Source organism: Corynebacterium sp. HMSC062A03 (assembly GCF_001811145.1).
In the GTDB taxonomy this organism is placed as follows: Bacteria; Actinomycetota; Actinomycetes; order Mycobacteriales; family Mycobacteriaceae; genus Corynebacterium; species Corynebacterium aurimucosum.
In genome coordinates this window covers 81,285-103,187 of record NZ_KV803707.1, presented here as the reverse complement: position 1 = coordinate 103,187, position 21,903 = coordinate 81,285, and the positions used below count along the sequence as shown (strand labels likewise).

Below are 21,903 nucleotides of genomic sequence, written 5' to 3'. Positions count from 1 at the left end.
GCGGCATTCGCCTTAACGCGGCGGCATACGCAGCGCACCATCCAAGCGAATCGTCTCGCCATTGATATAGGGGTTGTCAGCAATCGACAGGGCCAGGCCAGCGAATTCCTCCGGCTTAGCAAGCCTGGCGGGGAAAGGCACAGTGGCTTCCAACTGCTCACGGAACTCCGGGGTGATCTGCTCCATCATCGGGGTGGATACCACGCCCGGGGCGATGGCATTGACGCGAATGCCCAGCGAGGCCAAATCTCGAGCCCCGGTAATCGACAGGGCGGCCACCGCACCTTTCGACGCCGCGTAAGCTGCCTGCCCGACTTGTCCTTCAAAGGCTGCGACGGAGGCAGTGTTGATGATAACGCCGCGCTGGCCGTCCCCATCGAATGGTTCTGTCTGAGCCATTGCCTCAGCGGCAGCAGTCATGACGTGGAAGGTACCTATGAGGTTGACGTTGATGGTCTTGGAAAACAGCTCCGGATCGTGTGGTCCTTTGCGTCCGAAGATGCGTGCCGAGGGGCAGATTCCCGCGCAGTTCACGGCCACGCGCATGGGCGCTTTCGTTGCTGCACCGAGGACCGCCTCCCGGACTGCGGCGGCATCGGTGACGTCGACGGCTATGTAGTTGATGTCGCTGTGCTGTTCCCCTGGGACGGACAAGTCGAGCACAGTGACCGCGGCTCCGTTTTCCGCGAGTGCTGCGGCCGTCGCCGCTCCAAGGCCGGATGCACCGCCGGTCACGACGGCTGATACTTCGTGTAGGTTCATGGTTTTCTCCTTTTGAGAAGAGCGAGGGGGTGGGTTCCCTGGTGCTGTGAATCTGTGGCGGTGAGTACGAGGACAGAGCTACTTAAACGAAGGCAGATACGCCAGTCACAGCACGGCCGACGATGAGCGAGTTGATGTCGTAGGTGCCCTCATAAGTGAAGAGAATCTCGGCATCATCCATCATCTTCGACAGGTCATACTCTGTGAGGATGCCGTTTCCACCGCCAATGTTGCGGCCCGCTGCGGCGGATTCGCGCGCTAGGCGTGTGGTGGTTGCCTTCGCCAGGGCGGCAAACGGCATTTCCAGCTTGCCCTGTTCCTGGACCTCCGCCAGCTGGGCCATCATGGCAAGCGACGCAGTAGCGTTGCCCAGGATACGGGAGAGCTGCTCCTGGACGAGCTGGAATTTAGCAATGGGCCGGCCGAACTGCTCGCGCTTAATCGCGTACTCGCGGGCCTTGTCGAAAATGCCCAGCTGCAGCCCAGCGCCCTGCCAGCCCACCCAAGCACGGGAATAGCACAAGAAGTCGTTGACGTTGGCGAAGGATTCGGCACCAGGGATCAGGTTCTCATGGGGGATAAGAACGTCGTCGAAGTGCAGATCTGCATTCTGCATGATGCGCAAACCCATTTTGCGCGAGATCTTGTTACGCGTCACGCCGTCGCGGTCGAGCTCAACGATGAAGGCTTTAATCTCATTATCCGCCGTATCGCGGGCGAAGGTGATGGCGAAATCAGCAAAAGTACCGGCGCCGATCCAACGCTTCGATCCATTGATAACCCAGCCCTCGGCGGTGCGCTCCGCCGTTGTGGCTAGTCCGCCAGCGATGTCGGATCCGTGGTCCGGCTCGGTCAGCGCGAAGCACCCCACTTTGGTGAACTGGCGCAAGCCTGCCAACCAGGTGTCTTTTTGTTCCGGGGAACCAAGCTTGTCGATGAGTCCGAGAACAAGCTCATTGTGAATACCCACCAACGCCGATAGTGACACATCTGCGCGGGTAACCTCCGCGTACACCAACCCGCGGTAGAGGCGTGAGGTATCCGTGAGCTCGACTTCCCCTAAACCCATCTCCGCCATGCGAGGAAGAAGGTCGAAAGGCAGCTCTTCACGGTCCCAGTATTCCCCCACGACCGGGCGAATCTCCGTCTGCAGAAACTCGTGGATCTCTGCCAGGCGCGCTTGCTCCTCGGGAACTAGGCGGTCAGCGACTGCGAAGATATCAGCGTGAGGGTACTTAATCTTCTCCAAGTGTTTCCCACTGGGATGTTGTGGTCCAAGGATTGGGGGCATAGTTTTCTACCTTTCTAGCTGAGAGTTTGTGGTGGCCACATGGATTTTCTTAAAGCAATGCGGCGATCTGTGGGACGGGAAATCAATGGGAACTACGCATTGAGTGAGTACGATAATACACCGTTTCGTACCGCACACGGCGTGTTCTATGATCGATTGGCACACCGCCATACGTCAAGCCCCACGAGAAATGGGTGCCCGAAGGCCGGAATCAACACAGACGGAGCGACACATGACCAAACCACTCACACCGCGGCAGCGAGAGCTCTTTAACGCCCTTTTGCAGGACTTTCTAGTCGAGGGTTTCGAGTCCTTCACCATCGACGGTGCAACCAAGCGCTACCAATGCTCCAAATCCACCATTTACGCACTAGGGCCATCGAGAGATGCCATCATTCGGCGCGTCCTGGTCAGCTTCTTTAAAGAAATTGCACGCCGTACCGCCGTGAGCAAGACACCCACCTACACGCAGGCGCTTGAGAACTACTTTTCCTCCATGACCACCGCCCTAGAACCTGCCAGCCCGGAGTTTATGCGCGATCTCGCCTCCGAACCCGCTGCCCAGGAGGTTTTTAGCCTCAACACGCGCAGGGCTACCGAAACTATCCACGAGCTACTCAAGCAGGGCGTCGCAGCGGGAGAATTCACTGCGGAATACACAGATTTTGTCTCTCACCTGATCCAGCGCTCCATGACCGACATCCAGCAGGGCTTTTACTCGGATACTTTAGCTCCAGCCGAGGCCTATCACACCCTTGGACAGCTCATCCTTCACGGAATTTCATTGCGCTAGCCTGCGACTTCGGTACGCGTTACCCAAAATCTCTAGAAATTACTTCGAACTCGAAGTAAAGTAGTGTGCGACCCACGTCACATAGACGCACGGTTTGGGATACGGACCATAGACATTGCCGCGTCCTTCCCCATGAGCACAAGCTAGAGGAGAACCAATGACCACGGTGACCGAACAATTTCAAGCAGCCCGCGACCTGCTGGTTTCTTTTCAGACTGACTATGAAGAGGCCCGAAGCAACTTCAAGTGGCCGCGCTTCGAACACTTCAATTTCGCACTCGATTGGTTCGATCACCTTGCCACTGCAGAAGACTCTAAAGACCGCGAGGCACTCGTCATTTGTGAGACCGATGGCAGCAGCACCCGCCGTACCTTCGCTGAAATGTCGGCTCGCTCTGCGCAGTTGGCTAATTGGCTCGAGGCTCAAGGCGTCCAGCGCGGTGACCGCGTCATGCTCATGCTCAACAACCAAGTAGAGCTGTGGGAGTGCATGCTGGCCTGCATCAAAGCAGGCTTCGTCCTTAATCCAGCAACTGCCATGCTCGGTGCAGCGGATTTGCAGGACCGCACCGACCGCGCCAACATTTCCTGGGTTGTGGCTAACGCTGAGGATGCCGAGAAGTTCCAAGACGTCACCGGTGATTTCACCATTATTCAGGTGGGTGATGAACCAAATGCACAGTCGGCACACCCCACCCTGCGCTACTCGGATTCTTTCACCGGCCCAGAGGTCTACACGCCAAAGCAAGACACCAAGGCTGACGAAACTCTCCTGCTCTACTTCACTTCCGGAACCACATCGAAGGCGAAGCTCGTCGAACACACCCATACCTCTTATCCGGTCGGCCACCTGACCACGATGTACTGGATTGGCTTGGCGCCTGGCGATGTCCACCTCAACGTCGCTGCCCCTGGCTGGGCTAAGCATGCATGGTCGAACTTCTTCGCCCCCTGGATCGCCGGGGCCACCATCTTCCTGTACAACTATGCCCGCTTCGATGCCGCAGCCCTCATGGACAAGATGGAAGAAGAAGGAGTAACCAGCTTCTGTGCTCCACCGACCGTCTGGCGCATGCTTGTCCAAGCAGACTTGGGACGTATGAAGACCCCACCGAAGAAGCTAGTCGCTGCGGGTGAGCCACTAAACCCCGAGCTCATCAGCACCATCAGCAAGGCCTGGAACACCGATGTTCGCGATGGTTTCGGACAGACGGAAACTACCCTGCAGATTGCCAACACCCCAGAACAAAAGGTCAAGCCAGGCTCAATGGGTCGCCCACTGCCGGGGTGGGAAGTCGTGCTCAAGGATCCCGCTACGGATGAGATTGGAGATACCGGCGAAATCTGTTTGAAGATTGATCCCCGCCCGGTCGGTCTAACGGTGGGTTACTTCAACGACCCCGACAAGAACGCGGAAGTCTTTCGCGATGGTTACTACCACACGGGCGATACAGCGGAGCGCGATGAAGATGGCTACATCTTCTACATTGGTCGTGCCGATGATGTCTTCAAAGCCTCCGATTACCGCCTGTCCCCCTTCGAGCTCGAGTCCGTCGTCATCGAGCACCCAGCTGTCGCCGAAGTAGCGGTAGTTCCCTCCCCCGACCCCATCCGCCTCGCTGTGCCGAAGGCTTATGTGGCGCTGGCCAACGGTTACGAGCCGAATGCCGAAACGGCCGAAGCCATCCTCAAACACTGCCGTGATGGCTTGGCACCCTATAAGCGTATCCGCCGCCTCGAGTTCTACGAGCTACCAAAGACGGTCTCCGGCAAGATTCGCCGCGTCGATCTGCGCAAGCGCGAAACCGAGATTCACTCAGCTGATGGCGGTGAGACCACTGCGTCGACAGAGTTCGCTGATTCCGACTTTCCGTCACTGAAGGGCTAGCCCCACTAATCTCTCGACGATACAGGCCCCAGTTTCCAACTGGGGCCTTTGCTTCTCCTATCCCGGTTCTCAGAACAATGAGGCGGTCATTTATAGTTGTCTCGCGCTCTGAGCGCGCTACAAGGAGGTCTCTTTCCCGCTCATGGACATCATTGCCGAAGCACGCCGCCAGTGGGCCAAGCGCTATTCCACGCACTCCGCGCGTGGCCTGGCCACGGTCTCCTCCTTCGAGCGCGCCGCCCACATTTTAAGAAACGGTGCCGAAGAGGTTCTCACTCCCTTCGGGGTGAGCTATAGCCAGTTTGAAGTCCTCGCTGTGCTTATGTGGTCGCGCGCGGGAAGCATGCCCATGTCGAAGATCAGTTCCCGCCTTCAAGTCCCGCCGGCATCTCTTACCCACACGGTACGCAAACTGGAGAAGGACGGGCTCATCACGCGGGTGAGCGACCCTAAAGATAAGCGCTCGACCTTGGTGATGGTTACCGACCAAGGAATCGTGTTGGCCTCTGCGGCGGGGCCTGCCCTCGACCGCTATTTCGAGTCCATTGCGCTACCCGCCCGCGAACAGGATCGCGTCATCGCTGCTGCGAACCGCGTTCGCCGCGCCGCCGGTGAGGACGTCGAGGGGCCCGAAGCCCAGTAGAGCGGCGAAGCTTAAGCATGCTTGAAGTCTGGATCACGCTTCTCCACGAAGGCCGTCATTCCTTCCTTCTGGTCGTGAGATGAGAAGAGTGCGTGAAAGGTACGGCGCTCAAACTGGATGCCCTGGGACAGGGAGAGCTCGTCCACGGCATTGACCTGTTCCTTGATCTGGGACGTTGCTACGAAGGACTTCGAGGCAATGAGCTCTGCGGTTTCCAGTGCAGAATCGAGGAGCTCATCGGCGGGGACCACACGGGCCACGAGGCCGGAGCGCTCCGCTTCTTCTGCTGCCATCATGCGGCCGGTCAGGCACATCTCCATGGCCTTTGCCTTCCCAATAGCGCGGGTCAGGCGTTGGGAGCCTCCCATACCCGGGGTAACGCCGAGGTTGACCTCCGGCTGACCGAACTTGGCCTTGTCGCCGGCGATAATGAAGTCACACATCATAGCTAGCTCACAGCCGCCACCTAAGGCATATCCGTTGACCGCGGCGATGATCGGCGTGCGGGCGCGGGTAAGTACGTCCCAGCCCGCAAACCAATCCGCGTTGTACATTTCTGTCGCGGTCTTCGACGACATCTCCTTAATATCCGCGCCCGCAGCAAAGGCTTTATCGGAGCCAGTGATAACGATTGCTCCTACCTCGGCATCGGCATCGAATTTCTGCACCGCTTGGGTGACTTCCAGCATGGTGTCGTTGTTCAGCGCGTTGAGCGCCTCTGGGCGGTTGAGGGTAATGAGGGCGACGCGGCCGCGCTTTTCAGTAAGAATTGCCATGGATCTAGTGTCCTTTCTGTGCTTTCGGATAGTGCTGTAATAACTCGTGATGAGTGGTGAGCGTGTTTAATCTTCGGAGGCATCAAATGCGGGGGCTTCCACGCTGCCTTCGCCGGGTTCGAGGATAGACGCCACCACGTCTGCTGGGACGGCACCGATGGACTCGTACTCCCAGGAAGGGTTGCGGTCCTTATCGATGATCTGCGCGCGTATTCCTTCCACGAATTCCTTGTGCTTTTGCATGTTCACGGACATCCAGAATTCTTGTGTCAAGGTTTCTGCGAAGCTCATCGACGCAGTGCGGTTAAGGGATTCCTCGGTAACGCGGATTCCCAGTGGGGAGTTGAGACTCATCCGCTTGGCGGCCTTCGCGGCCCAGTGCCCGTCACCGCGCGTGGCGGCGAGTTCCTGCAGCCGGGCCAAGGTTTCCTCAGCAGTCTCTGCAGCGTAGACCTCTACCATTTCGGCGCGCTCCTCCCCGAAGCCGCGCCCCACCTCCTCGGTGAATTTCTCGATGTCTGCGGGGTCACCCGACTCCACCAGCCGTTCAACCAACGCGTCGAGCTTGTCCTTGGGCACAAAATAGTCCGCAAAACCGGTGTCGATCGCTTCGGCAGCGCCCACGTGGATCGCGGTATATGCCAAGTGGCGGCCAAGACGATCTGCGGCCTGGGAAAGCAGGTAGGAGCCGCCGGCATCGGGCGAATACCCAATTCCTACTTCCGGCATTCCGATGCGGGAATCTTCGCTCACAATACGGTGCGAGGCGTGCGCTGAAACGCCGATTCCGCCGCCCAGCACGATGCCTTCCATGAGGGCCACATAAGGCTTGGAATAGGTGGAAATCAGATAGTTCAGCTCGTACTCCGTCTTCCAGAAATGGGCACCGGCGGTTCCGCCTTCCAGGGCATCGTGATACAAAGCCGCGACGTCACCGCCCGCGCACAGTCCTCGATCCCCAGCACCGCGGAGGATGACGAGCTTGACGCGGTCATCATCCTGCCACTGCCTGAGCACCGCCGTCATCTCGTCGATCATCGTCTGGTTGAGCGCATTAATGGCCTTGGGGCGGTTGAGTGTAAGCACGCCGGCATGTCCACGAATTTCGCTAAGTATTTCGTTCGTCATGGTCTTCTCCTTATCTCTCCTACTAGCTACTGAGCTGGAGTTAGTTCACAGCCTCAAGCAACAGGGCTTCGCCTTGACCGCCGCCCCCGCACAAAGTGACCCCGGCGCGGCGAGCATGGGATTGCGCCAATTGGTGCGCCGCATGCACCACGAGCCGTGCGCCGGAAGCCCCGATGGGGTGGCCTAGGGCGATGGCTCCGCCTTGCGGATTAACATCATCGGGGTTGATCCCTAGGATCTTCGCGGAGTGCACCACCACCGCGGCGAAAGCCTCGTTGATCTCGATGTGGTCGAGGTCGTCCACGCCCCAACCTTCGCGTTCTAAGGCTTTAAGAAGAGCACGAGCAGGCTGTTCCTGCAGCGAAGAATCCGGACCGGCTACTTGTCCGGGCGCCCGAAGGACTGCCATGACGGGCAGTCCTTCCCTCTCCGCATGCTCGCGGGTGGTGAGGACGACGGAGGCTGCTCCATCCGTGATAGGTGAGGAATTTCCGGCCGTAATGCTTCCCGTGCTCTCGAAGGCCGGACGCAGTGCAGTCAAAGTTTCTTCCGTGACTCCTTCCCGGATGCCTTCATCGTGCGAGACGGTGACCTCATCGCGCCGGCGGTTCACCGTGATGGGAGCGATTTCCTTGTCGAAGGTTCCCTCCTCACTCGCCTGAAGCGCGCGCTGGTGGGACAGTGCCGCACAGCGGTCTTGTTCCTGACGGGTGGCCGGATAGCGTTCGGCATATTTCTCCGACAGCGAGCCCATGGAAATTCCGAGGTCAGCTGCGCGCAGGCCATCGTGCTCCATGTGATCGAGAAGTTCAACAGGACCAAATTTCTTCCCCCTGCGTGATTGCGGAAGCAGGTGGGGAGCCTGTGACATCGACTCCATTCCCCCAGCCACCACGACAGTAGCCTCACCGGAGCGCAGGAGCCGAGAGGCGTCGATAATCGCGGTCAGACCTGACAGACAAACCTTGTTGACCGTGGCGGTATGTGCCCTCGCAGATATCCCTGCCCCCAGCGCCGCCTGTTTTGTAGGATTCTGCCCCACACCCGCCTGCAAGACCTGTCCACAGATGACGGCATCAACATCATCCGGCTTAATCCGTGCTTGTGTGAGTGCGGCGGCGATGGCGTGAGAACCGAGCTCCGTCGCTGTCACGGTGGAAAGGGAACCAAGTAATTTGCCGAAGGGCGTTCGGGCGGCACCCACAATGACGATGTCCATATATCGCTCTCCAAACTGTACGAAGTTAACTCAAATCGTACCGCTGGATTGTGTGCTGCGCCACCCTTTTGAGGCATTCTATGCTCGCATGATTCTGGAGCAGCGCCATACGAAACAGTTTGAAGAGCAATTAAGGCTCACTAGAACCAGCCACATGAGAGAGCCGTCGAGGCTCTACCCAGCTGCATTCCTGAAAGATTAGAACGTGAGCATCAACGGAATGACCACGATCTTGACTATCTGCGCCACCACAATGGTGGCCGCGTAGCCGGTCATGATGCGGGAATCCGTGCTCATACCCGTGGCGTAGTTGACCACGGCAGGCTGACCGAAGATGCCGGAGATACCGCCGGCGGTGCGGGTCTCCGACTGGCCGAGGAACCTATTGACAACAGCGAAGATGGCGACGGCAACCACGGTAATGATGGCGGCCAGAACCATGGACTTCAACCCCATCCAGGAGAAGGCCGTGGACTGGAAAGCCTCACTCGAAGCGAGGCCCACCGACGCCAAGAAGATGACTAGACCCCACTGTTGAAGAGCCATATTGATAGAGGCCGGGACCTTCCACGGCACACGACGCGTGCGGTGGAGAGCGCCAAGAACAAGGCCGGTAATCAGCGGCCCCAGCGCGAAGCCCAGCTCAAAGGACGTGCCACCCGGCAATGGCACCACGATGAGCGCAATGAGGTAGCCCAAGAACAGGCCACCTCCCACGGCGATCCAGTTCAGCTGCGAGTAGCCCTGAACCGAGTCACCGAAATAATCGCGAATATCGCCCATACGGTCCTGATCCACGATCACCGTCACGCGGTCACCGGCATCAAGGTGCGTATCGAAGCTGGCGAGGAACTCCTCATCGCCGCGCTCCACGTGGACGATGCGGCCACCATAGCGCCGGAAAAGATTGAGCTCCTCCACGGTTCGTCCCGCAATATCGGTGTTCGAGACCACCACGTTTTCAATGACCAAGCGCTTGTCCACGAAGGGTACTTGGGGCTGACGTTTACCCAAGGCGGCGGTAAGCTCGCGCCTCTTCGCCTTCGTCACGAGCACGCGCAGGATATCGCCTTTGCGAATCTCTGGATGGTCCCCCGCCACGGTGCGGGTATTGCCGCGGCGAATCGTGGCGATGACAAATTGATCCTCGAAGCGGTCCACGAGCTCCTCATAGGTGATGTCCTTGGTCACCCGAATGGTGCGGGAGCGGAAAACCTCCTCCGCAGAATTGTCTTTGTCTTTAGAACCCGGCCAGGACTGCTTGAGCAGGAATGCCACGAGCAGAATGGCAACGGCTACGCCCACCGGGTAGCCCAAGGAATAGCCCACGGCGGGCAGCTCCTCGCCGGTCTGTTGTTGGGCAACAGCAAGCGACGCCGTCGAGGTCGTCGCACCGGAGAATACGCCCACGGAGAGCAAGGGTGACAGGCCCAACCATCCGCCCGCGAGAAGCGCTACGGCAGCAGCCCCCACCACCGCGATGGCAGCAGTGATCATGTGTTTCAGCTGCTCAGAGAACCCCTTGAAGAAGCGTTCGCCGGCAGACAAGCCCTGCATATAGATAAAGAGGCCAAGCCCCATCTCTTGCAGGCTGCTTAAAATCGTTCCGTCGAGTTCGATAAAGGCACCGATGGCCAAGCCCACAAACAAAGTACCGGCTGCGCCGAAGCGCAGCGGGCCGAAGGGGATCATGCCAAACAACGTGCCGAGCAAGGCAACAAAGAATATGCTCAGCCAAATATTTCCATCAAATAGAGCCAACACGAAAGGCCATTGTAGGAAAGCGAGAGCAAAAGACCACGTTCAAAGACGCTTTTCTGCGCTAAGGGTGCTCCGTCTCACGTCTGAAGCAGAAAGGAGATCTAAAAATGGCGCCTCAGCTTGGCCAGTTAGCTGCCGAGGAATTCCTTCCACGCCGGCCACTCCGCATAGGTCTGAGCGCGCCCGGCTTCATAGTTCGCACGCAGCTTAGTCACCGAGCGCTCGGTCGAAGCCACCTGCATATCCTCCGGAAAGAAAAGCTGAGCGCGCCCCTTTTTCTCCAGTTCCAGGAGTAGCTCCTTGGAGGCGTTATAGCGTGGTGGGCGCGCAATCATCGCCTCCGCCACAGCCGGGTACTTCCGGAAGACCCGCCGCAGCGCCGCCGGCCGCCCCACTTCCGGGCGCACGTACCCACGCGGTTTCGAACCGAGGAAAAGAAACTTCTCGAACCCGGCCTTCTCCGCTTGCTCGATGAGGATGCCACCGGACTCGCCCATCGCACCGTCGACATAAGGCACGCCATCGATGACGCGCATCGGCATGATCAGCGGCAACGTTGAAGAGGCGCGAACACGCACCATCAGGTCGTCTTGGGTCTTTATGTCTTCGCGCCCCCAGTACACGCTCTCCCCGGTATCGGCACGGGCGGCGGAAATGCACATCTGTGACGGGTGGGCCTGAAATGTTTCCCAGTCAAAAGGCATGTCTTGGTCCGCGGCTTTCTCGTAGATGAACTCCGCGTTGAAGTAGCCGCTACCGCGCAGCAGCGAACCTAGGCCACCGAAGCTGGGGTTCTTGGCAAAGTCTACGAAGGATTCCTCCGAGCGACTCACATCGCGGGAGAGGAAGTTCACGGTGTGCGAGGAGCCCGCGGAAACGCCTCCAACCCAGCCGAATTCCACCTCCTCCTGCAGAAGCTTGACGATGCACGCGGCGGTATAGGAATTGCGCATGCCGCCGCCTTCAATGACGAGTGCTGTATCTTTCGCGTCAATCACAGTGCTCGATGGTACCCCCGCGCTAGGATCGCGCCATGGGTTTGTTTTCTGCGGTTAAGGATGTCATCGACAAACTCGGCGGCTCCAGCACTGTCCGTTTGGCTTCCCCGGATCCCCACGCCGTCGAGGTCTCTTTAGATCACCTGTCCGTGCACACGGCGAGCGGTCTCATCATCCTGGCTACCTCCCCCGCCGGCGCGCAGGTGCTCAGTGAGGTGGCCCATTCCGGCGAGCCCGCACAGTTGCGCGGACCGCAATCCACAGTGCACCTCTCCCCCACTGCGAAGACACAGCGCCCTGTCCACGATCCCAAGCGGGGCTGGGCCATCCCGTTGTCGTCTGCGGAAAGAGAGACGCTGTCCCGGATCAGCGCCGAGCCCGGCGATTATGAAATTTCCGAGTCCCTCGCCGTATCGATCGAAACCACCCCTGAAGAAAGCTAGTCCACCATGCTCATCCTCCCCTTCCAAGGCCGGACTCCCCGCATCCACCGGAGCGCCTGGATTGCCCCGAATGCCACCATCATCGGTGACGTCACCATCAGGCCAGATTCTTCTGTGTTCTATGGAAGCGTGCTGCGCGGGGACGTCGGTTCCATCCACCTTGGGGCGCGCGTCAATATCCAGGACAACTGCGTCATCCACGTTGAAGCCAGTAAGCCTTGTGTGCTGGAGGATGACGTCACCGTAGGACACATGGCCATGCTCCATGGCACGCACGTGGGCGCAGGCACGCTGATTGGGATGAAGTCTTCTTTACTCTCCGGCTCCACCGTGGGCCCAGGTTCTCTCATCGCCGCCGGCGCGGTGGTGCTCGAAAACCAGGACATTCCTGCCGGCGCCTTGGCCGCAGGGGTGCCCGCCAAGGTGCGCCGCGAGTTGAGCCCTGAGGAATCCGCCGCCTTCATCCCGCACGCCGCGCGCTACGTCGAGATTGCTCAGAAGCAGGCGCTGCTTGGCGAAGCCCTCCCTCTCGACGAAGTCCTCTACGACTAGCGCCACGACTCTTTCACACTGCCGTTGTTGCCAAAACTCTTGAACTCGCCGCGGGATCTGACCTGAACTTTGGCAACTAGGGCAGTTCTGCTCCGCAAGCTAAGGCCACGAGCTAAGCCACCCATCGATTGCTCTCAGTGCTGAAGCCCTAGAGCAGGGAAACAAGCCCCATGATCACTAGGAAGGCAGCCACGCCATAGCCACTCCACAGCGCAACGGTTGCGGAGTTCTCCCGCGCCCACGCGAAGGCGCGACCGGCCCAGGAGTGCGGTTTCGCCCGGACCACAGCGATGAAAAGCCCGCACACCGTAGGCAGTGAGAGCGCGAAAGTGGCATAGAAGAAAAGGCCGCCGTATTTAACGGTGTTGCTAAAGTCCCCTGCCGCAAGGTGCATCAGGCCATAGAAGAAGGGCACGGAGGTCAAGGACTGGATAACCCCCATGGCATAACCCACCGCGACAGTCTTGGCTGAAGGCGTGCGCAGCGGGCCGAGGAGTTTCTGCACCATGTCATTAGGTTCGCCCTTGGAGCGCCAGGCCAGAAGGCCCAGTCCCAGGCCGATGACCACCAGTCCCCAGCCAAGCAGTGGTGATTCGAGTGCGGCAGCCACCTTGTCCTGGATACCGACGAACACAAACATCACCACGGCGGCTGCGGTGAGCACACCGAACCAATCACCGACGATGACTAGGGCCGCGATCTTGCGGTAGCTGCCCCGCGGAAGCATGATGCCGATAGCTACCAGGATTCCGATCAGTAGAGCATTGACGGAATCGGCAAAGGCATTGAGCACGGCTTCGAGCATGCGGGCCAGTGTACAGGGCGTCGTGTCGGAGCTAATACGGACTCCGAGCCTTCAGCTCCTGCACCGAGCCTCACCCTAGCGGTACAGCCTGAGGAAACATTCACTCACTGTTTACCGTTAAGGGCCCTCATGTGAGGGCTGTCAACGGTAAGGTATTGAAAAGTGCTTGCCGCCGCGACGGGTTTCTCCCCCATCGTCGGCGGCGCCCTAACTCATGCCCCCGACAGTGATGTGGAGAGATAACAAATGAAGGTAGCGATTCTCGGCGGAGACGGCTTCTGCGGTTGGCCCGCTTCCCTCTATCTCTCCGACCAAGGCCACGATGTCATCATCGTGGATAACCTCTCCCGGCGCGCCATCGATGAGGAGTTGGGCGCGGAATCCTTAACACCCATCGCCTCCATTGAGGAGCGCCTGGCTGCGTGGACCGAGGTCTCCGGCAAGACCATCGGCTTCCGCAACCTCGACGTGGCCCAGGACTACGACGGCTTGTTGGATTTCCTGAATACCGAGCGCCCAGATGCTGTGGTGCACTTTGCTGAGCAACGTGCCGCCCCCTATTCCATGAAGAACTCGCGCACCAAGCGCTACACGGTGGATAACAACATCAACGCCACCCACAACTTGCTCGCCGCCATTGTCGAGTCTGAGCAAGATATCCACGTCGCCCACTTGGGCACCATGGGTGTCTACGGTTACGGCACCGCCGGCATGAAGATCCCGGAGGGCTACCTGGATGTACAGGTGGATGCGGGGGAGAATGGCGTCGTCAAGCAGCAAATCCTCTACCCCTCCAATCCGGGCTCGGTCTACCACATGACGAAGGTGCTGGACCAGCACCTGTTTGCCTACTACGCCAAAAATGATGAGCTGCGCATCACCGACCTACACCAGGGCATCATCTGGGGCACGCACACTGAGCAGACCCAGAAGGATGAGCGCCTGATCAACCGCTTTGATTATGACGGTGACTACGGAACGGTGCTCAACCGCTTCCTCATTCAGGCCGGTATTGGTTATCCGCTGACCGTGCACGGCACCGGCGGACAAACCCGCGCTTTTATCCACATCCGTGACATGGTGCGCTGCATCGAGCTAGCGCTGCAGAACCCGCCGGCACGCGGTGAGCGCGTGAAGATCATCAACCAGATGACCGAAACCCACCGCGTGCGTGACCTGGCAGAGTTGCTGGCGAAGATTTCTGGTGCGGAAGTGGCTTATGTGCCGAACCCGCGCAAGGAATCCGCGGAGAATGAACTCCACGTCACCAACGACACTTTCCTCGAACTAGGGCTGAAGCCGACCACCTTGTCGGAGGGGTTGCTCCATGAGGTCGAGGAGGTTGCGCGTAAGTACGCCGACCGCGCGGACCGCTCCAAGATTCCGGCGCAGTCACTATGGACACGCCAGCAGCACGCCGGCGTTCCTTCCACGGAGGCTTAAGTCCCACCGTGCGCATCGCAATCGTTACTGAGGTCTTCCTGCCCAAGATCGACGGCGTGGTCACGCGCCTGACGCGCACGCTGGACCAGTTAGCCGCGATGGGCCACGAGGTCCGGATTTTTGCCACGGGCAAGGCTCCTGACTCCTATGCCGGCTTCGAGGTCACCCGCATCCCCAGTCTGTCGCTGTGGGTCTACCCGGAGATCAAGTTTGGCCTGCCTTCGTGGAAATTCTTCAAGGAGATCCGAGATTTCGATCCCGATGTCATCCACGCGGTCAACCCCATTTGGACTGCAGCCCTCGGCGTCTTCGCCGCGCAGCGCGATGCCGTGCCGCTGGTGGCGAGCTTCCACACCAACGTGCCTGAATACGTCGATGCGCTGGGCATCGGATGGACCCGCCCGCTGACTGAGGCCGCTCTGAAGTACCTGCACAACCAGGCGGCGGTGAACCTGTGCACCTCTGGCCCCATGGTGGATAAGGCTCGGACGATGGGGATCCGCAACGTGCAGTTGTGGCCCAAGGCGGTGGATACGCAGACCTATCACTCCGATCGCGCCACAGCACAGATGCGCGAGCGCCTCGCCGGTGGTAACCCGGATGCCCCGCTGGTGACCTATATCGGCCGAGTGTCCAAAGAGAAGGACTTGGAGCGCCTCGACCACGTGATGCAGTTAGTGCGGGCACAGCTTAGCGACGCCCGCCTGGCCATCGTTGGCGATGGTCCCGCTTTGGAGGAGCTCAAGGCTAGCTTCGATCCTGTGCACACAGTGTTCACCGGCTACCTGTCTGGCGAGGAGCTCGCCGCTGCATTCGCCGTGGGGGATGTCTTCCTCTTCCCCTCCGCCACGGAGACTTTGGGGCTGGTAGCACTCGAGTCCTTCGCCTCGGGCGTGCCGGTCGTCGGCACGAATGCTGGTGGTATCCCCTTCGTCATTGAAGAAGGCGTGACCGGGCACCTCATCGCTCCCGACGCCAATGATGAGGCCTGGGCCCGCGCCACGGTCGGACTCCTCGAAGACCCTGCCCGCCGGGAGACGATGGGCGCTGCCGCCCGCCGCGAGGCTGAAAAGTATTCCTGGGTAGAATCCACCCAAGCCCTCCTCCACGCCTACGAGGAGGCTATCGAACACCCCTTCCGCAGGGAAGAAATCGAAGTCAAGGAGCACTAATGGATTCCGCCCAGAACCTGTACTCCGCAGGCGCTTTTATCCAAGCCGGCATCGACGCCACGTTTACGTCCCGCTTGGGCGACGTGCGCGACGTCGAAGTGAACTTCACGCCCGCTGCCCCAGCCCCCGAAGCCCGACAAGCAGCGCAGCCAGACCAAGACCAGCGCGCGGTGGTGCGCTTTAGTACTGATTCAGGGAGCTATGACTTCGATGGACTGCGTCTAGCCACCATCCAGGATGGACAGCTGCACTGGGCCACGGGTTTGACGGAACAAGCGCCCCAACCTCAGTTCCACGGACCACAGCCCGATTCCGCCCTGCTTCGCGGCTTAGCACGGCGGTTGGTGGGTGACCGGCCCGTTCTCCGCGTCCCACAGGGTGAGGGCGAAGCACTCGTCGCCGTCGATTTCACGGAGCTCCCCCCGGATCCCCGTGTTAGCATCCTGGCCGGGCTCGAACGCTCGGGGGATGTCGAAGGGGGCGTCGACGAGCGCCTTGCTACCTCTGAGCTCGCCTCCTATCTAGGCGTGGCACCGGTGGCAGCAGAAGGCCTCGCGCGCTTCCACGGCACTCGGATCGCGGCCCTTCCCCACCCCTCAGGCCAGGCCGGGCTTAGCGCACGCGATGTATTGGCTGACGCCCACTTTCTTGCCACCGAGCATAATTTCTTCTTGGAGGCCCGCTTCCCCAACCTGTCTGCGGACCTCGCCCCTGGCACGTCTCGCACCGTGGTCAACTCTGATTATGGTTCGCTCACGGTTCCCGCCCACCTCATTGCTACTCTCGACGCATCCACGGACACGTTCACCTGGGCATGGGCGGACGAGCTATCTAGTTCCATGTCCGCCCAAGCAGCGGCGAACCTGCGCCGCTTCGGCTATGACAATGCTCTCCCCGAGCTGATTCGCGCCCGTGTGTCGATCCCCGAAGCGCGCTCGGTGCGCCTGCCGCAGTTAGCCATGCCGGTCTTGGGACTGTGGACCCTATTGCCTGTGCAGCTGCCCGATGGTCGCCAGGGGCTGGCGCTGACCGATGCCCCTGCCTTCCATCTGCCCGCACCGACCCCGGCCGCCACGCAGGCCACCCTTAACGTTGCCGTGCCTGAAGGAGTGGATGAACACCGGGCGCGCGCCGCCTATCAGCAGGCACGTGGCCTATAAGTCCTAACTAGGAGTTCAACACTGCGCGGAATTCTTCGGCGTCAACCTCCTCGGTGGTCGCTGGGTTAAACGCAGCATCCTGGGTCTTGTCCACCAGCACCGCGCGCACGCCTTCGGAAAAATCGGGGCGGCGGTACATGTGCATGCCCAGCTTGAGCTCCAGTAGGAGGGCCTCGCGGATATCGTCGACAGCAGCCTCCGCCTCATAAAGCTCATTGGCCGCAACGATGGCGGCTGGACAGGCGGCGGCCATGAGGCGGCGTACTTCGCCGGCAATGGTTGGGCGCTTGTCGAGCTCCGCGGAAATCTCCTCCCACGTCGGCAGCGCGAAGGTCTCCTCCAAGTCTTTGGCTACCTGCTCCAACGGCGCCGGCTGTTGTGGTGCTGGCAAAGCTAGATCCTCCAGTGCGGCGTCGATGCCCCGCTCGATAGCTGCCTCAATCAACTCAGCGGCATCCTTAACCACGTGGGTTGCGACACCCGTCCACAGCATGTCCGCAGCATACATGCGGTAGCCGCTGAGCCCCCAGAATTTTGCCAAGCCCGGCGAAGCTACTCCGCGTGTGCCCACCATGCGCTGCGCTGCATAGGCCACTCCCACGTCCGTGACGTAGCCGATATTCATCTCCGGCATCGACGCGAAGGCCTTCTCAGTTACCACGCGGTGCGAACCATGCATGGAGATACCCAATCCACCACCCATCACAACCCCGTCGATGACGGCAATATAGGGCTTCGGGAACTCGGCGATATCACCGTTAGTGAGGTACTCGCTGGCGAAGAAGGCATCGACTTCCTCCAACTGTCCTTCCGCGATTCCCTCCCGTGCGTGGCGCACATCGCCACCGGCGCAAAAAGCTTTGGGGCTGTTGGAATGAATCAGGACTTGCTCAATCTCGTCATCCTGCGCCCACGCTTCGAGGGAGCGGCGGATGATGTCAATCATCTCCGGGTTCAAAGAATTCAGAGCCTTCGGGCGATTGAGTTCAAGGACTCCGGTACGGTTGCGGACAGAAACGAGTACTGGATCAGTCATAGTCATGCGCACCAGTGTTCCATATCACAAATGTTTCAGCCACCTATTTTTGGCGCTACCTTGGACATGGTTTCTGCTTTTAGCCCAACCCGTTTAGATTGGTGTGACTTTCTTGCTCCCACAACTTGTTGCTCTTGACATGGACGGCACGCTCCTCGATGCCCACGGCCAACTACCAGCGGACTTCGCGGAGCTGCAGGAGCTTGCCGCGCACCGTGGATGCGAGCTAGTTCCGGCCTCAGGGCGCCAACTGGCAACACTCAAGCAGATGTTCCCGCAAGGCGAAACCTTCATCGCTGAAAATGGCTCAGTAGTCATGCGTGGTGGCGACATCATTGCGACATTCCCGCTCCCAGAAGCGACCGTGCACTCAGCACGCGAGGCCTCAGCAGCCATGGATGTGGAGCACACCGTGGTGCTGTGCTCACCTAAAACCGCCTATGTCGGGCGGGATGCATCCGATGCAGCCCGCGCAGAGATCTCCAAGTACTACAAGGCGGTCACGTGGGTCGATGACCTAGACGCCGTCCCCGATAGCAACATCATCAAGATCGCCATCTTCTGCGAATCCGGTTCAGAGGCACACATCTACAAACCCATTGTCCACGCTGTCCCGGAAGACAACGTGGCGGTATCGGGCAAAGTCTGGCTCGATGTCATGGCTCGCGGCGTGGATAAAGGTGCAGCCTTAGTCAAGCTCGCTGAACTCGCCAACGTACCCATCACCGCCACCGTGGCCTTCGGTGACTACCTCAATGATCTCGAAATGCTGCGCGCTGCCGGGACAGCCGTCGCGATGGAGAACGCACATCCGCAGCTGAAAGACCTAGCGGACATCATTGCTCCTCCCAATACTGACAACGGCGTCAGCACCGTGCTTCGCCAGCTTTTGCGCACCTAACACGCTCCCCTGACTCCTTGACCGACTAGCCACGCGCACAGAGTAGGATTACTCGGGTTACTAAGCCTCAGTATCCGAACCACGGTGTCTACCTGCGGAGTGTGAAGTGAAGAAGTTTTTGCGGTCGATGGTGTCACGCTTGGCAAAAGGCGAATCATCCACATCGAGTTCCACTCCGGACTCCCCTTCCGCTTCACAGAAGCCTTCTTCAACGTCGACTACTGCATCTAAAGTCTCAGCCGCGTCTACTAAGTCCACTACGGCTGTCAAGCCCTCATCGGCTTCTCCATCCACCGCACCTACTGACACCACGAAGCCTGGAAAGTCGACCTCACCCGCCAAGCCCACCACCTCGGATAAAAGCGCTACGCCCAGAGCTCAGCGGCCCAGCACTCAGCGCCCAGCCGCGCGGCCTGGCCGCGTGCGCCCACGGCCAGCGGAAGACTTCACCCTGGACTTGTCGCCGAGCGCCCTTCCCAAAGCTGCGGCGGTGAAGAAGGCCAAACTCGTCAAAGCCCGCGAGGAGGCTGACGTAGTCTCGACTGGCCGCCGCGGCCCACGACGCACCGTCCCTCGCCGCCCGATCACGCAGAGCCCTGCCCCGCAGAAAACAGGTTCTGAGCAGCAGAACAAGACTTCTGTTCCGGGAAACAAGGTCTCGGAGACCAGCCGTGCCAGCAAGACTCCGGCCGCCACACCAGGTTCCCAGCCCGCTGCGGCAAAGTCCCCTACAGCTGCCACAACACAGAAGCCGGCCTCGACTCCGGCACCGGCTGCACACAAAGAAAAGACTCCCAAACCTACTAAGAATCCTGCACAGGGCGAAGAGCGCCAAAAAGCCCAGCGCACTGAGGCCATCAAGGCCGAGGCACCTGAACAGGCCAAAGAACCGGGAAAGGGAAAGGGAAAAAAGAAAAAAGAAACCGCCGGGCCCGAGAATGAGATTTCGCGGGCTCTGGCTCGTCGCTCACAGTCCGTCGGGGTACTGAGCACAAAACAAGAAAAGCGCCGTTCAGCAAAGCGGCCAGTAGCGAAAGAATCCACTGCTGCTGCCGCGGCTCCGGCAACTGCAACCGCGGCAGCGGTAGGCGCCGCAACGGCAAGCGCGACGTCCGCCACTGCGGCTACGGCCCCCGCCACGGCTCCTGCCGCTGCCAGTGCATCCGCCCGCAGCACAGCCGCCCCGTCTACAACTTCACCTGCAACCAAACCACGCCGTCGACGCGCCCGGCTGCGTCAAGTACCGGGCTTGGATGGTCTGCGTGGTCTCGCGGTGCTCGCCGTAGTGATCTATCACTTCTTCGGGGATATCCTCCCCGGCGGTTACCTCGGCGTGGACATGTTCTTTGTCCTTTCCGGCTTCCTCATTACCTCGCTGCTGGTCCGTGAATTCAACGCGACTGGGCGCATCAGCCTCAAGGATTTTTGGATCCGCCGTTTCCGGCGCATTCTCCCCGCCGCCCTCGTGGTCCTCTCGATATGTACTGCGATTGTGGCCCTCATCGGCGGCGACCTAGCAGTAGGCATCCGCCAGCAATTCTTGGGCACCTTTTTCTTTGTCAACAACTGGACCCAAATCGCCACCAGCCAAACCTACTTTGCGCCAAATGAAGTGCAGGTCTTCGCGCACTATTGGTCCTTGGCCGTCGAGGAACAGTTCTATCTGATTTGGCCCCTGCTGATGTTTGGCATCTTTGCCATTTCCCGCCGCAAGCCCAAGCGTCTGCCCATCGCGGTATCGCTGATCCTCACGATTGCTTCGGCCGTCGCGATGGCGCTCATCTTCACCCCGGGCGAGGATCCCACCCGTGTGTACTACGGAACCGATACCCATGCCTTCGGTCTCCTCATTGGCGCAATGTTGTCCCTGCTTTTGACCTCCACCGACAAGGACGTCGACGCCGACTCTTGGCCGGCAGCAAACAAGGGCACTCTTGCCGGTGCCGTTGGAACTCTCGCACTAGTTGCTTACCTTGCCCAACTGGTATGGATGGGCGCGGACCGCGAATTCACCTACCGCGGTGGTTTGGTCCTCACCAGTGTGCTCGGCGCGGCGATGATTTGGGGAGTGGTGCGGGAAACCGGCCCCCTCACCTGGATCTTCCGCACCCGCGTGATGCGCTGGCTGGGACAGCGTTCCTTCTCTTTGTACCTCTGGCACTGGCCGGTAGTCATGATTGTCCACGCGCTGTCCGATGCCCCTTCGTGGCTCCTGGGTCTCCTTTGCCTTCCGCTGAGCTGCTTGCTGGCAGAGGTGACCTACCAGTTTGTAGAAAACCCCTTCCGCCGCGCCGGATTCCGCCCCACGTGGCATGCCTATTGGTCGGCACGCCCCAGCATGGAGGAGATTAAGGATGGCTTTGGCAAGGCCCTGTGGCCTGCAGTCCCCGTCATCGTCGTGCTATCTCTGCTCGGTGTGGGCTATGCCCTGGTGACCTCGGAGGATAAGAGCGAACTAGAGCGCGAGCTCGAGCGCATGGCGCAGTCCAACGAGCAGGCTGCTAGCTCCGCTCCGGCACAGCCCTCGGAAACTGCAAAGCCGAAGGAGAAGCGCGCGATACCCACTGGCAACGAAATCAGTGCGATCGGTGATTCTGTCATGCTTGCTGCTTCCGAAGCACTTAGTGAGCGTTTCCCGGGTATCAGTATCGACGCTGCTATCTCCCGCCACTATTCGGCAGCCCTGCCCGTGGTTCAGGGGCTGAAGGATTCCGGGCAGTTGCGCTCCACCGTATTTATGGGCTTGGGCACCAACGGAGCTACGTTTGAGGGCCAAATGGACGAGCTCATCGACATCGTTGGCTCCGAGCGCACACTGGTCCTCGTGTTGCCTTACGGTGAGCGCGATTGGATGGGGCCGGCGCGCGCCGAAATCATCGAGGCCGCAACGACGCACGACAACGTCTATATCGCAGACTGGTGCGGAGTAGCGCAGGAGAATCCTGCCATGCTTTACGACGACGGTGTACACCCGCTACCCGAAGGCGCGCACCTGTACGCGGATGCTCTGTACGCCGCCCTCGAACAGTACGCAGACGGGGAGAAGAACCTCACTACAGTGTGCTCCAGCTAAGCGACAAAGACCTAAGAATCACGAAAAGCCGCCCAGCTTCACAGCTGGGCGGCTTTTGT

Annotated in this window: 20 protein-coding genes; 10 read left to right on the top strand and 10 right to left on the bottom strand. The window is 59.9% G+C overall.

Features of this window, described 5'->3' with window-relative positions:
• Window positions 1-12 precede the first annotated feature (12 nt).
• Entirely contained in the window at window positions 13-762 is a 750-nt protein-coding gene (locus HMPREF2781_RS11645; RefSeq protein ID WP_070646214.1) for an SDR family NAD(P)-dependent oxidoreductase, read from the bottom strand.
• 82 nt (window positions 763-844) lie between these two features.
• On the bottom strand, window positions 845-2,053 hold the full coding sequence (locus tag HMPREF2781_RS11640; RefSeq protein WP_070646211.1) for an acyl-CoA dehydrogenase family protein: 1,209 nt from the start codon (window positions 2,051-2,053) through the stop codon (window positions 845-847).
• Between the two features lie 232 nt (window positions 2,054-2,285).
• On the opposite strand from HMPREF2781_RS11640, the gene HMPREF2781_RS11635 reads away from it, so the two are divergent.
• From HMPREF2781_RS11635 to HMPREF2781_RS11625, 3 genes are all read left to right on the top strand, one after another.
• Window positions 2,286-2,846 carry a TetR/AcrR family transcriptional regulator gene (locus HMPREF2781_RS11635; protein ID WP_070646208.1) on the top strand — a complete coding sequence of 187 codons (561 nt, stop codon included), beginning with the start codon at window positions 2,286-2,288 and terminating at the stop codon, window positions 2,844-2,846.
• A 157-nt stretch (window positions 2,847-3,003) separates the two neighbouring features.
• The gene (locus HMPREF2781_RS11630; RefSeq protein WP_070646205.1) at window positions 3,004-4,734 is read left to right on the top strand and encodes an AMP-binding protein; all 1,731 of its coding nucleotides are present in this window, start codon (window positions 3,004-3,006) and stop codon (window positions 4,732-4,734) included.
• 142 nt (window positions 4,735-4,876) lie between these two features.
• Entirely contained in the window at window positions 4,877-5,377 is a 501-nt protein-coding gene (locus tag HMPREF2781_RS11625) for a MarR family winged helix-turn-helix transcriptional regulator (RefSeq protein ID WP_070646202.1), read from the top strand.
• 11 nt (window positions 5,378-5,388) lie between these two features.
• Here the strand turns inward: HMPREF2781_RS11625 and HMPREF2781_RS11620 are convergent, their stop codons facing one another.
• From HMPREF2781_RS11620 to HMPREF2781_RS11600, 5 genes are all read right to left on the bottom strand, one after another.
• A complete protein-coding gene (locus HMPREF2781_RS11620; protein WP_070646198.1) occupies window positions 5,389-6,153 on the bottom strand; it encodes an enoyl-CoA hydratase in 765 nt (254 codons plus the stop codon).
• A gap of 66 nt (window positions 6,154-6,219) precedes the next feature.
• Window positions 6,220-7,281 carry an enoyl-CoA hydratase/isomerase family protein gene (locus HMPREF2781_RS11615; RefSeq protein WP_070646195.1) on the bottom strand — a complete coding sequence of 354 codons (1,062 nt, stop codon included), beginning with the start codon at window positions 7,279-7,281 and terminating at the stop codon, window positions 6,220-6,222.
• A gap of 40 nt (window positions 7,282-7,321) precedes the next feature.
• Window positions 7,322-8,500 carry an acetyl-CoA C-acyltransferase gene (locus tag HMPREF2781_RS11610; RefSeq protein ID WP_070646192.1) on the bottom strand — a complete coding sequence of 393 codons (1,179 nt, stop codon included), beginning with the start codon at window positions 8,498-8,500 and terminating at the stop codon, window positions 7,322-7,324.
• Window positions 8,501-8,698: 198 nt separating this feature from the next.
• Window positions 8,699-10,264: an aspartate-alanine antiporter-like transporter gene (locus HMPREF2781_RS11605; RefSeq protein ID WP_070646189.1), complete on the bottom strand. Its 1,566-nt coding sequence runs from the start codon at window positions 10,262-10,264 to the stop codon at window positions 8,699-8,701.
• A gap of 125 nt (window positions 10,265-10,389) precedes the next feature.
• A complete protein-coding gene (locus HMPREF2781_RS11600; RefSeq protein ID WP_070646186.1) occupies window positions 10,390-11,259 on the bottom strand; it encodes a patatin-like phospholipase family protein in 870 nt (289 codons plus the stop codon).
• A gap of 35 nt (window positions 11,260-11,294) precedes the next feature.
• Between HMPREF2781_RS11600 and HMPREF2781_RS11595 the strand changes: the two genes are divergently transcribed.
• Both HMPREF2781_RS11595 and HMPREF2781_RS11590 read left to right on the top strand, forming a co-directional pair.
• Window positions 11,295-11,702: a hypothetical protein gene (locus HMPREF2781_RS11595; RefSeq protein ID WP_070646181.1), complete on the top strand. Its 408-nt coding sequence runs from the start codon at window positions 11,295-11,297 to the stop codon at window positions 11,700-11,702.
• 6 nt (window positions 11,703-11,708) lie between these two features.
• The gene (locus tag HMPREF2781_RS11590; RefSeq protein WP_070646178.1) at window positions 11,709-12,254 is read left to right on the top strand and encodes a gamma carbonic anhydrase family protein; all 546 of its coding nucleotides are present in this window, start codon (window positions 11,709-11,711) and stop codon (window positions 12,252-12,254) included.
• A gap of 148 nt (window positions 12,255-12,402) precedes the next feature.
• Here HMPREF2781_RS11590 and HMPREF2781_RS11585 read toward each other — a convergent pair whose 3' ends face one another.
• Window positions 12,403-13,059 (bottom strand): sulfite exporter TauE/SafE family protein, encoded by a 657-nt coding sequence (locus HMPREF2781_RS11585; protein WP_070646174.1) that lies wholly within the window; start codon window positions 13,057-13,059, stop codon window positions 12,403-12,405.
• 246 nt (window positions 13,060-13,305) lie between these two features.
• Here HMPREF2781_RS11585 and HMPREF2781_RS11580 point away from each other — a divergent pair, with 246 nt between their 5' ends.
• From HMPREF2781_RS11580 to HMPREF2781_RS11570, 3 genes are read left to right on the top strand one after another with little or no spacing between them, the layout of a single operon-like run.
• The gene (locus HMPREF2781_RS11580) at window positions 13,306-14,502 is read left to right on the top strand and encodes an NAD-dependent epimerase/dehydratase family protein (protein ID WP_070646172.1); all 1,197 of its coding nucleotides are present in this window, start codon (window positions 13,306-13,308) and stop codon (window positions 14,500-14,502) included.
• An 8-nt stretch (window positions 14,503-14,510) separates the two neighbouring features.
• Entirely contained in the window at window positions 14,511-15,674 is a 1,164-nt protein-coding gene (locus HMPREF2781_RS11575) for a glycosyltransferase family 4 protein (RefSeq protein ID WP_070646169.1), read from the top strand.
• Complete coding sequence (locus HMPREF2781_RS11570) at window positions 15,674-16,834, top strand: DUF6882 domain-containing protein (protein ID WP_070447173.1); 1,161 nt, start codon at window positions 15,674-15,676, stop codon at window positions 16,832-16,834. Before HMPREF2781_RS11575 ends, HMPREF2781_RS11570 begins: the two co-directional genes overlap by 1 nt.
• 7 nt (window positions 16,835-16,841) lie before the next feature.
• Here the strand turns inward: HMPREF2781_RS11570 and HMPREF2781_RS11565 are convergent, their stop codons facing one another.
• Window positions 16,842-17,876 carry an enoyl-CoA hydratase/isomerase family protein gene (locus HMPREF2781_RS11565; protein WP_070646166.1) on the bottom strand — a complete coding sequence of 345 codons (1,035 nt, stop codon included), beginning with the start codon at window positions 17,874-17,876 and terminating at the stop codon, window positions 16,842-16,844.
• A 97-nt stretch (window positions 17,877-17,973) separates the two neighbouring features.
• On the opposite strand from HMPREF2781_RS11565, the gene HMPREF2781_RS11560 reads away from it, so the two are divergent.
• A complete protein-coding gene (locus tag HMPREF2781_RS11560) occupies window positions 17,974-18,771 on the top strand; it encodes an HAD family hydrolase (protein ID WP_256375099.1) in 798 nt (265 codons plus the stop codon).
• A gap of 60 nt (window positions 18,772-18,831) precedes the next feature.
• On the opposite strand, the gene HMPREF2781_RS12675 is transcribed toward HMPREF2781_RS11560, so the two are convergent.
• Complete coding sequence (locus tag HMPREF2781_RS12675; RefSeq protein WP_210386037.1) at window positions 18,832-19,113, bottom strand: hypothetical protein; 282 nt, start codon at window positions 19,111-19,113, stop codon at window positions 18,832-18,834.
• Between the two features lie 148 nt (window positions 19,114-19,261).
• Between HMPREF2781_RS12675 and HMPREF2781_RS12670 the strand changes: the two genes are divergently transcribed.
• Window positions 19,262-21,844, top strand: coding sequence for an acyltransferase family protein (locus tag HMPREF2781_RS12670; RefSeq protein WP_246821863.1), 2,583 nt, complete (start codon window positions 19,262-19,264; stop codon window positions 21,842-21,844).
• Window positions 21,845-21,903 lie beyond the last annotated feature (59 nt).

What these genes read in the sequence shown, in the direction of transcription:
- HMPREF2781_RS11620 (WP_070646198.1), bottom strand. Translation starts at nt 6,153, where the DNA reads ATGGCAATTCTTACTGAAAAGCGCGGCCGCGTCGCCCTCATTACCCTC.
- HMPREF2781_RS11570 (WP_070447173.1), top strand. Translation starts at nt 15,674, where the DNA reads ATGGATTCCGCCCAGAACCTGTACTCCGCAGGCGCTTTTATCCAAGCC.
- HMPREF2781_RS11625 (WP_070646202.1), top strand. Translation starts at nt 4,877, where the DNA reads ATGGACATCATTGCCGAAGCACGCCGCCAGTGGGCCAAGCGCTATTCC.
- HMPREF2781_RS11585 (WP_070646174.1), bottom strand. Translation starts at nt 13,059, where the DNA reads ATGCTCGAAGCCGTGCTCAATGCCTTTGCCGATTCCGTCAATGCTCTA.
- HMPREF2781_RS11580 (WP_070646172.1), top strand. Translation starts at nt 13,306, where the DNA reads ATGAAGGTAGCGATTCTCGGCGGAGACGGCTTCTGCGGTTGGCCCGCT.
- HMPREF2781_RS11610 (WP_070646192.1), bottom strand. Translation starts at nt 8,500, where the DNA reads ATGGACATCGTCATTGTGGGTGCCGCCCGAACGCCCTTCGGCAAATTA.
- HMPREF2781_RS11640 (WP_070646211.1), bottom strand. Translation starts at nt 2,053, where the DNA reads ATGCCCCCAATCCTTGGACCACAACATCCCAGTGGGAAACACTTGGAG.
- HMPREF2781_RS11630 (WP_070646205.1), top strand. Translation starts at nt 3,004, where the DNA reads ATGACCACGGTGACCGAACAATTTCAAGCAGCCCGCGACCTGCTGGTT.
- HMPREF2781_RS11645 (WP_070646214.1), bottom strand. Translation starts at nt 762, where the DNA reads ATGAACCTACACGAAGTATCAGCCGTCGTGACCGGCGGTGCATCCGGC.
- HMPREF2781_RS11590 (WP_070646178.1), top strand. Translation starts at nt 11,709, where the DNA reads ATGCTCATCCTCCCCTTCCAAGGCCGGACTCCCCGCATCCACCGGAGC.
- HMPREF2781_RS11635 (WP_070646208.1), top strand. Translation starts at nt 2,286, where the DNA reads ATGACCAAACCACTCACACCGCGGCAGCGAGAGCTCTTTAACGCCCTT.
- HMPREF2781_RS11595 (WP_070646181.1), top strand. Translation starts at nt 11,295, where the DNA reads ATGGGTTTGTTTTCTGCGGTTAAGGATGTCATCGACAAACTCGGCGGC.
- HMPREF2781_RS11615 (WP_070646195.1), bottom strand. Translation starts at nt 7,281, where the DNA reads ATGACGAACGAAATACTTAGCGAAATTCGTGGACATGCCGGCGTGCTT.
- HMPREF2781_RS11565 (WP_070646166.1), bottom strand. Translation starts at nt 17,876, where the DNA reads ATGACTATGACTGATCCAGTACTCGTTTCTGTCCGCAACCGTACCGGA.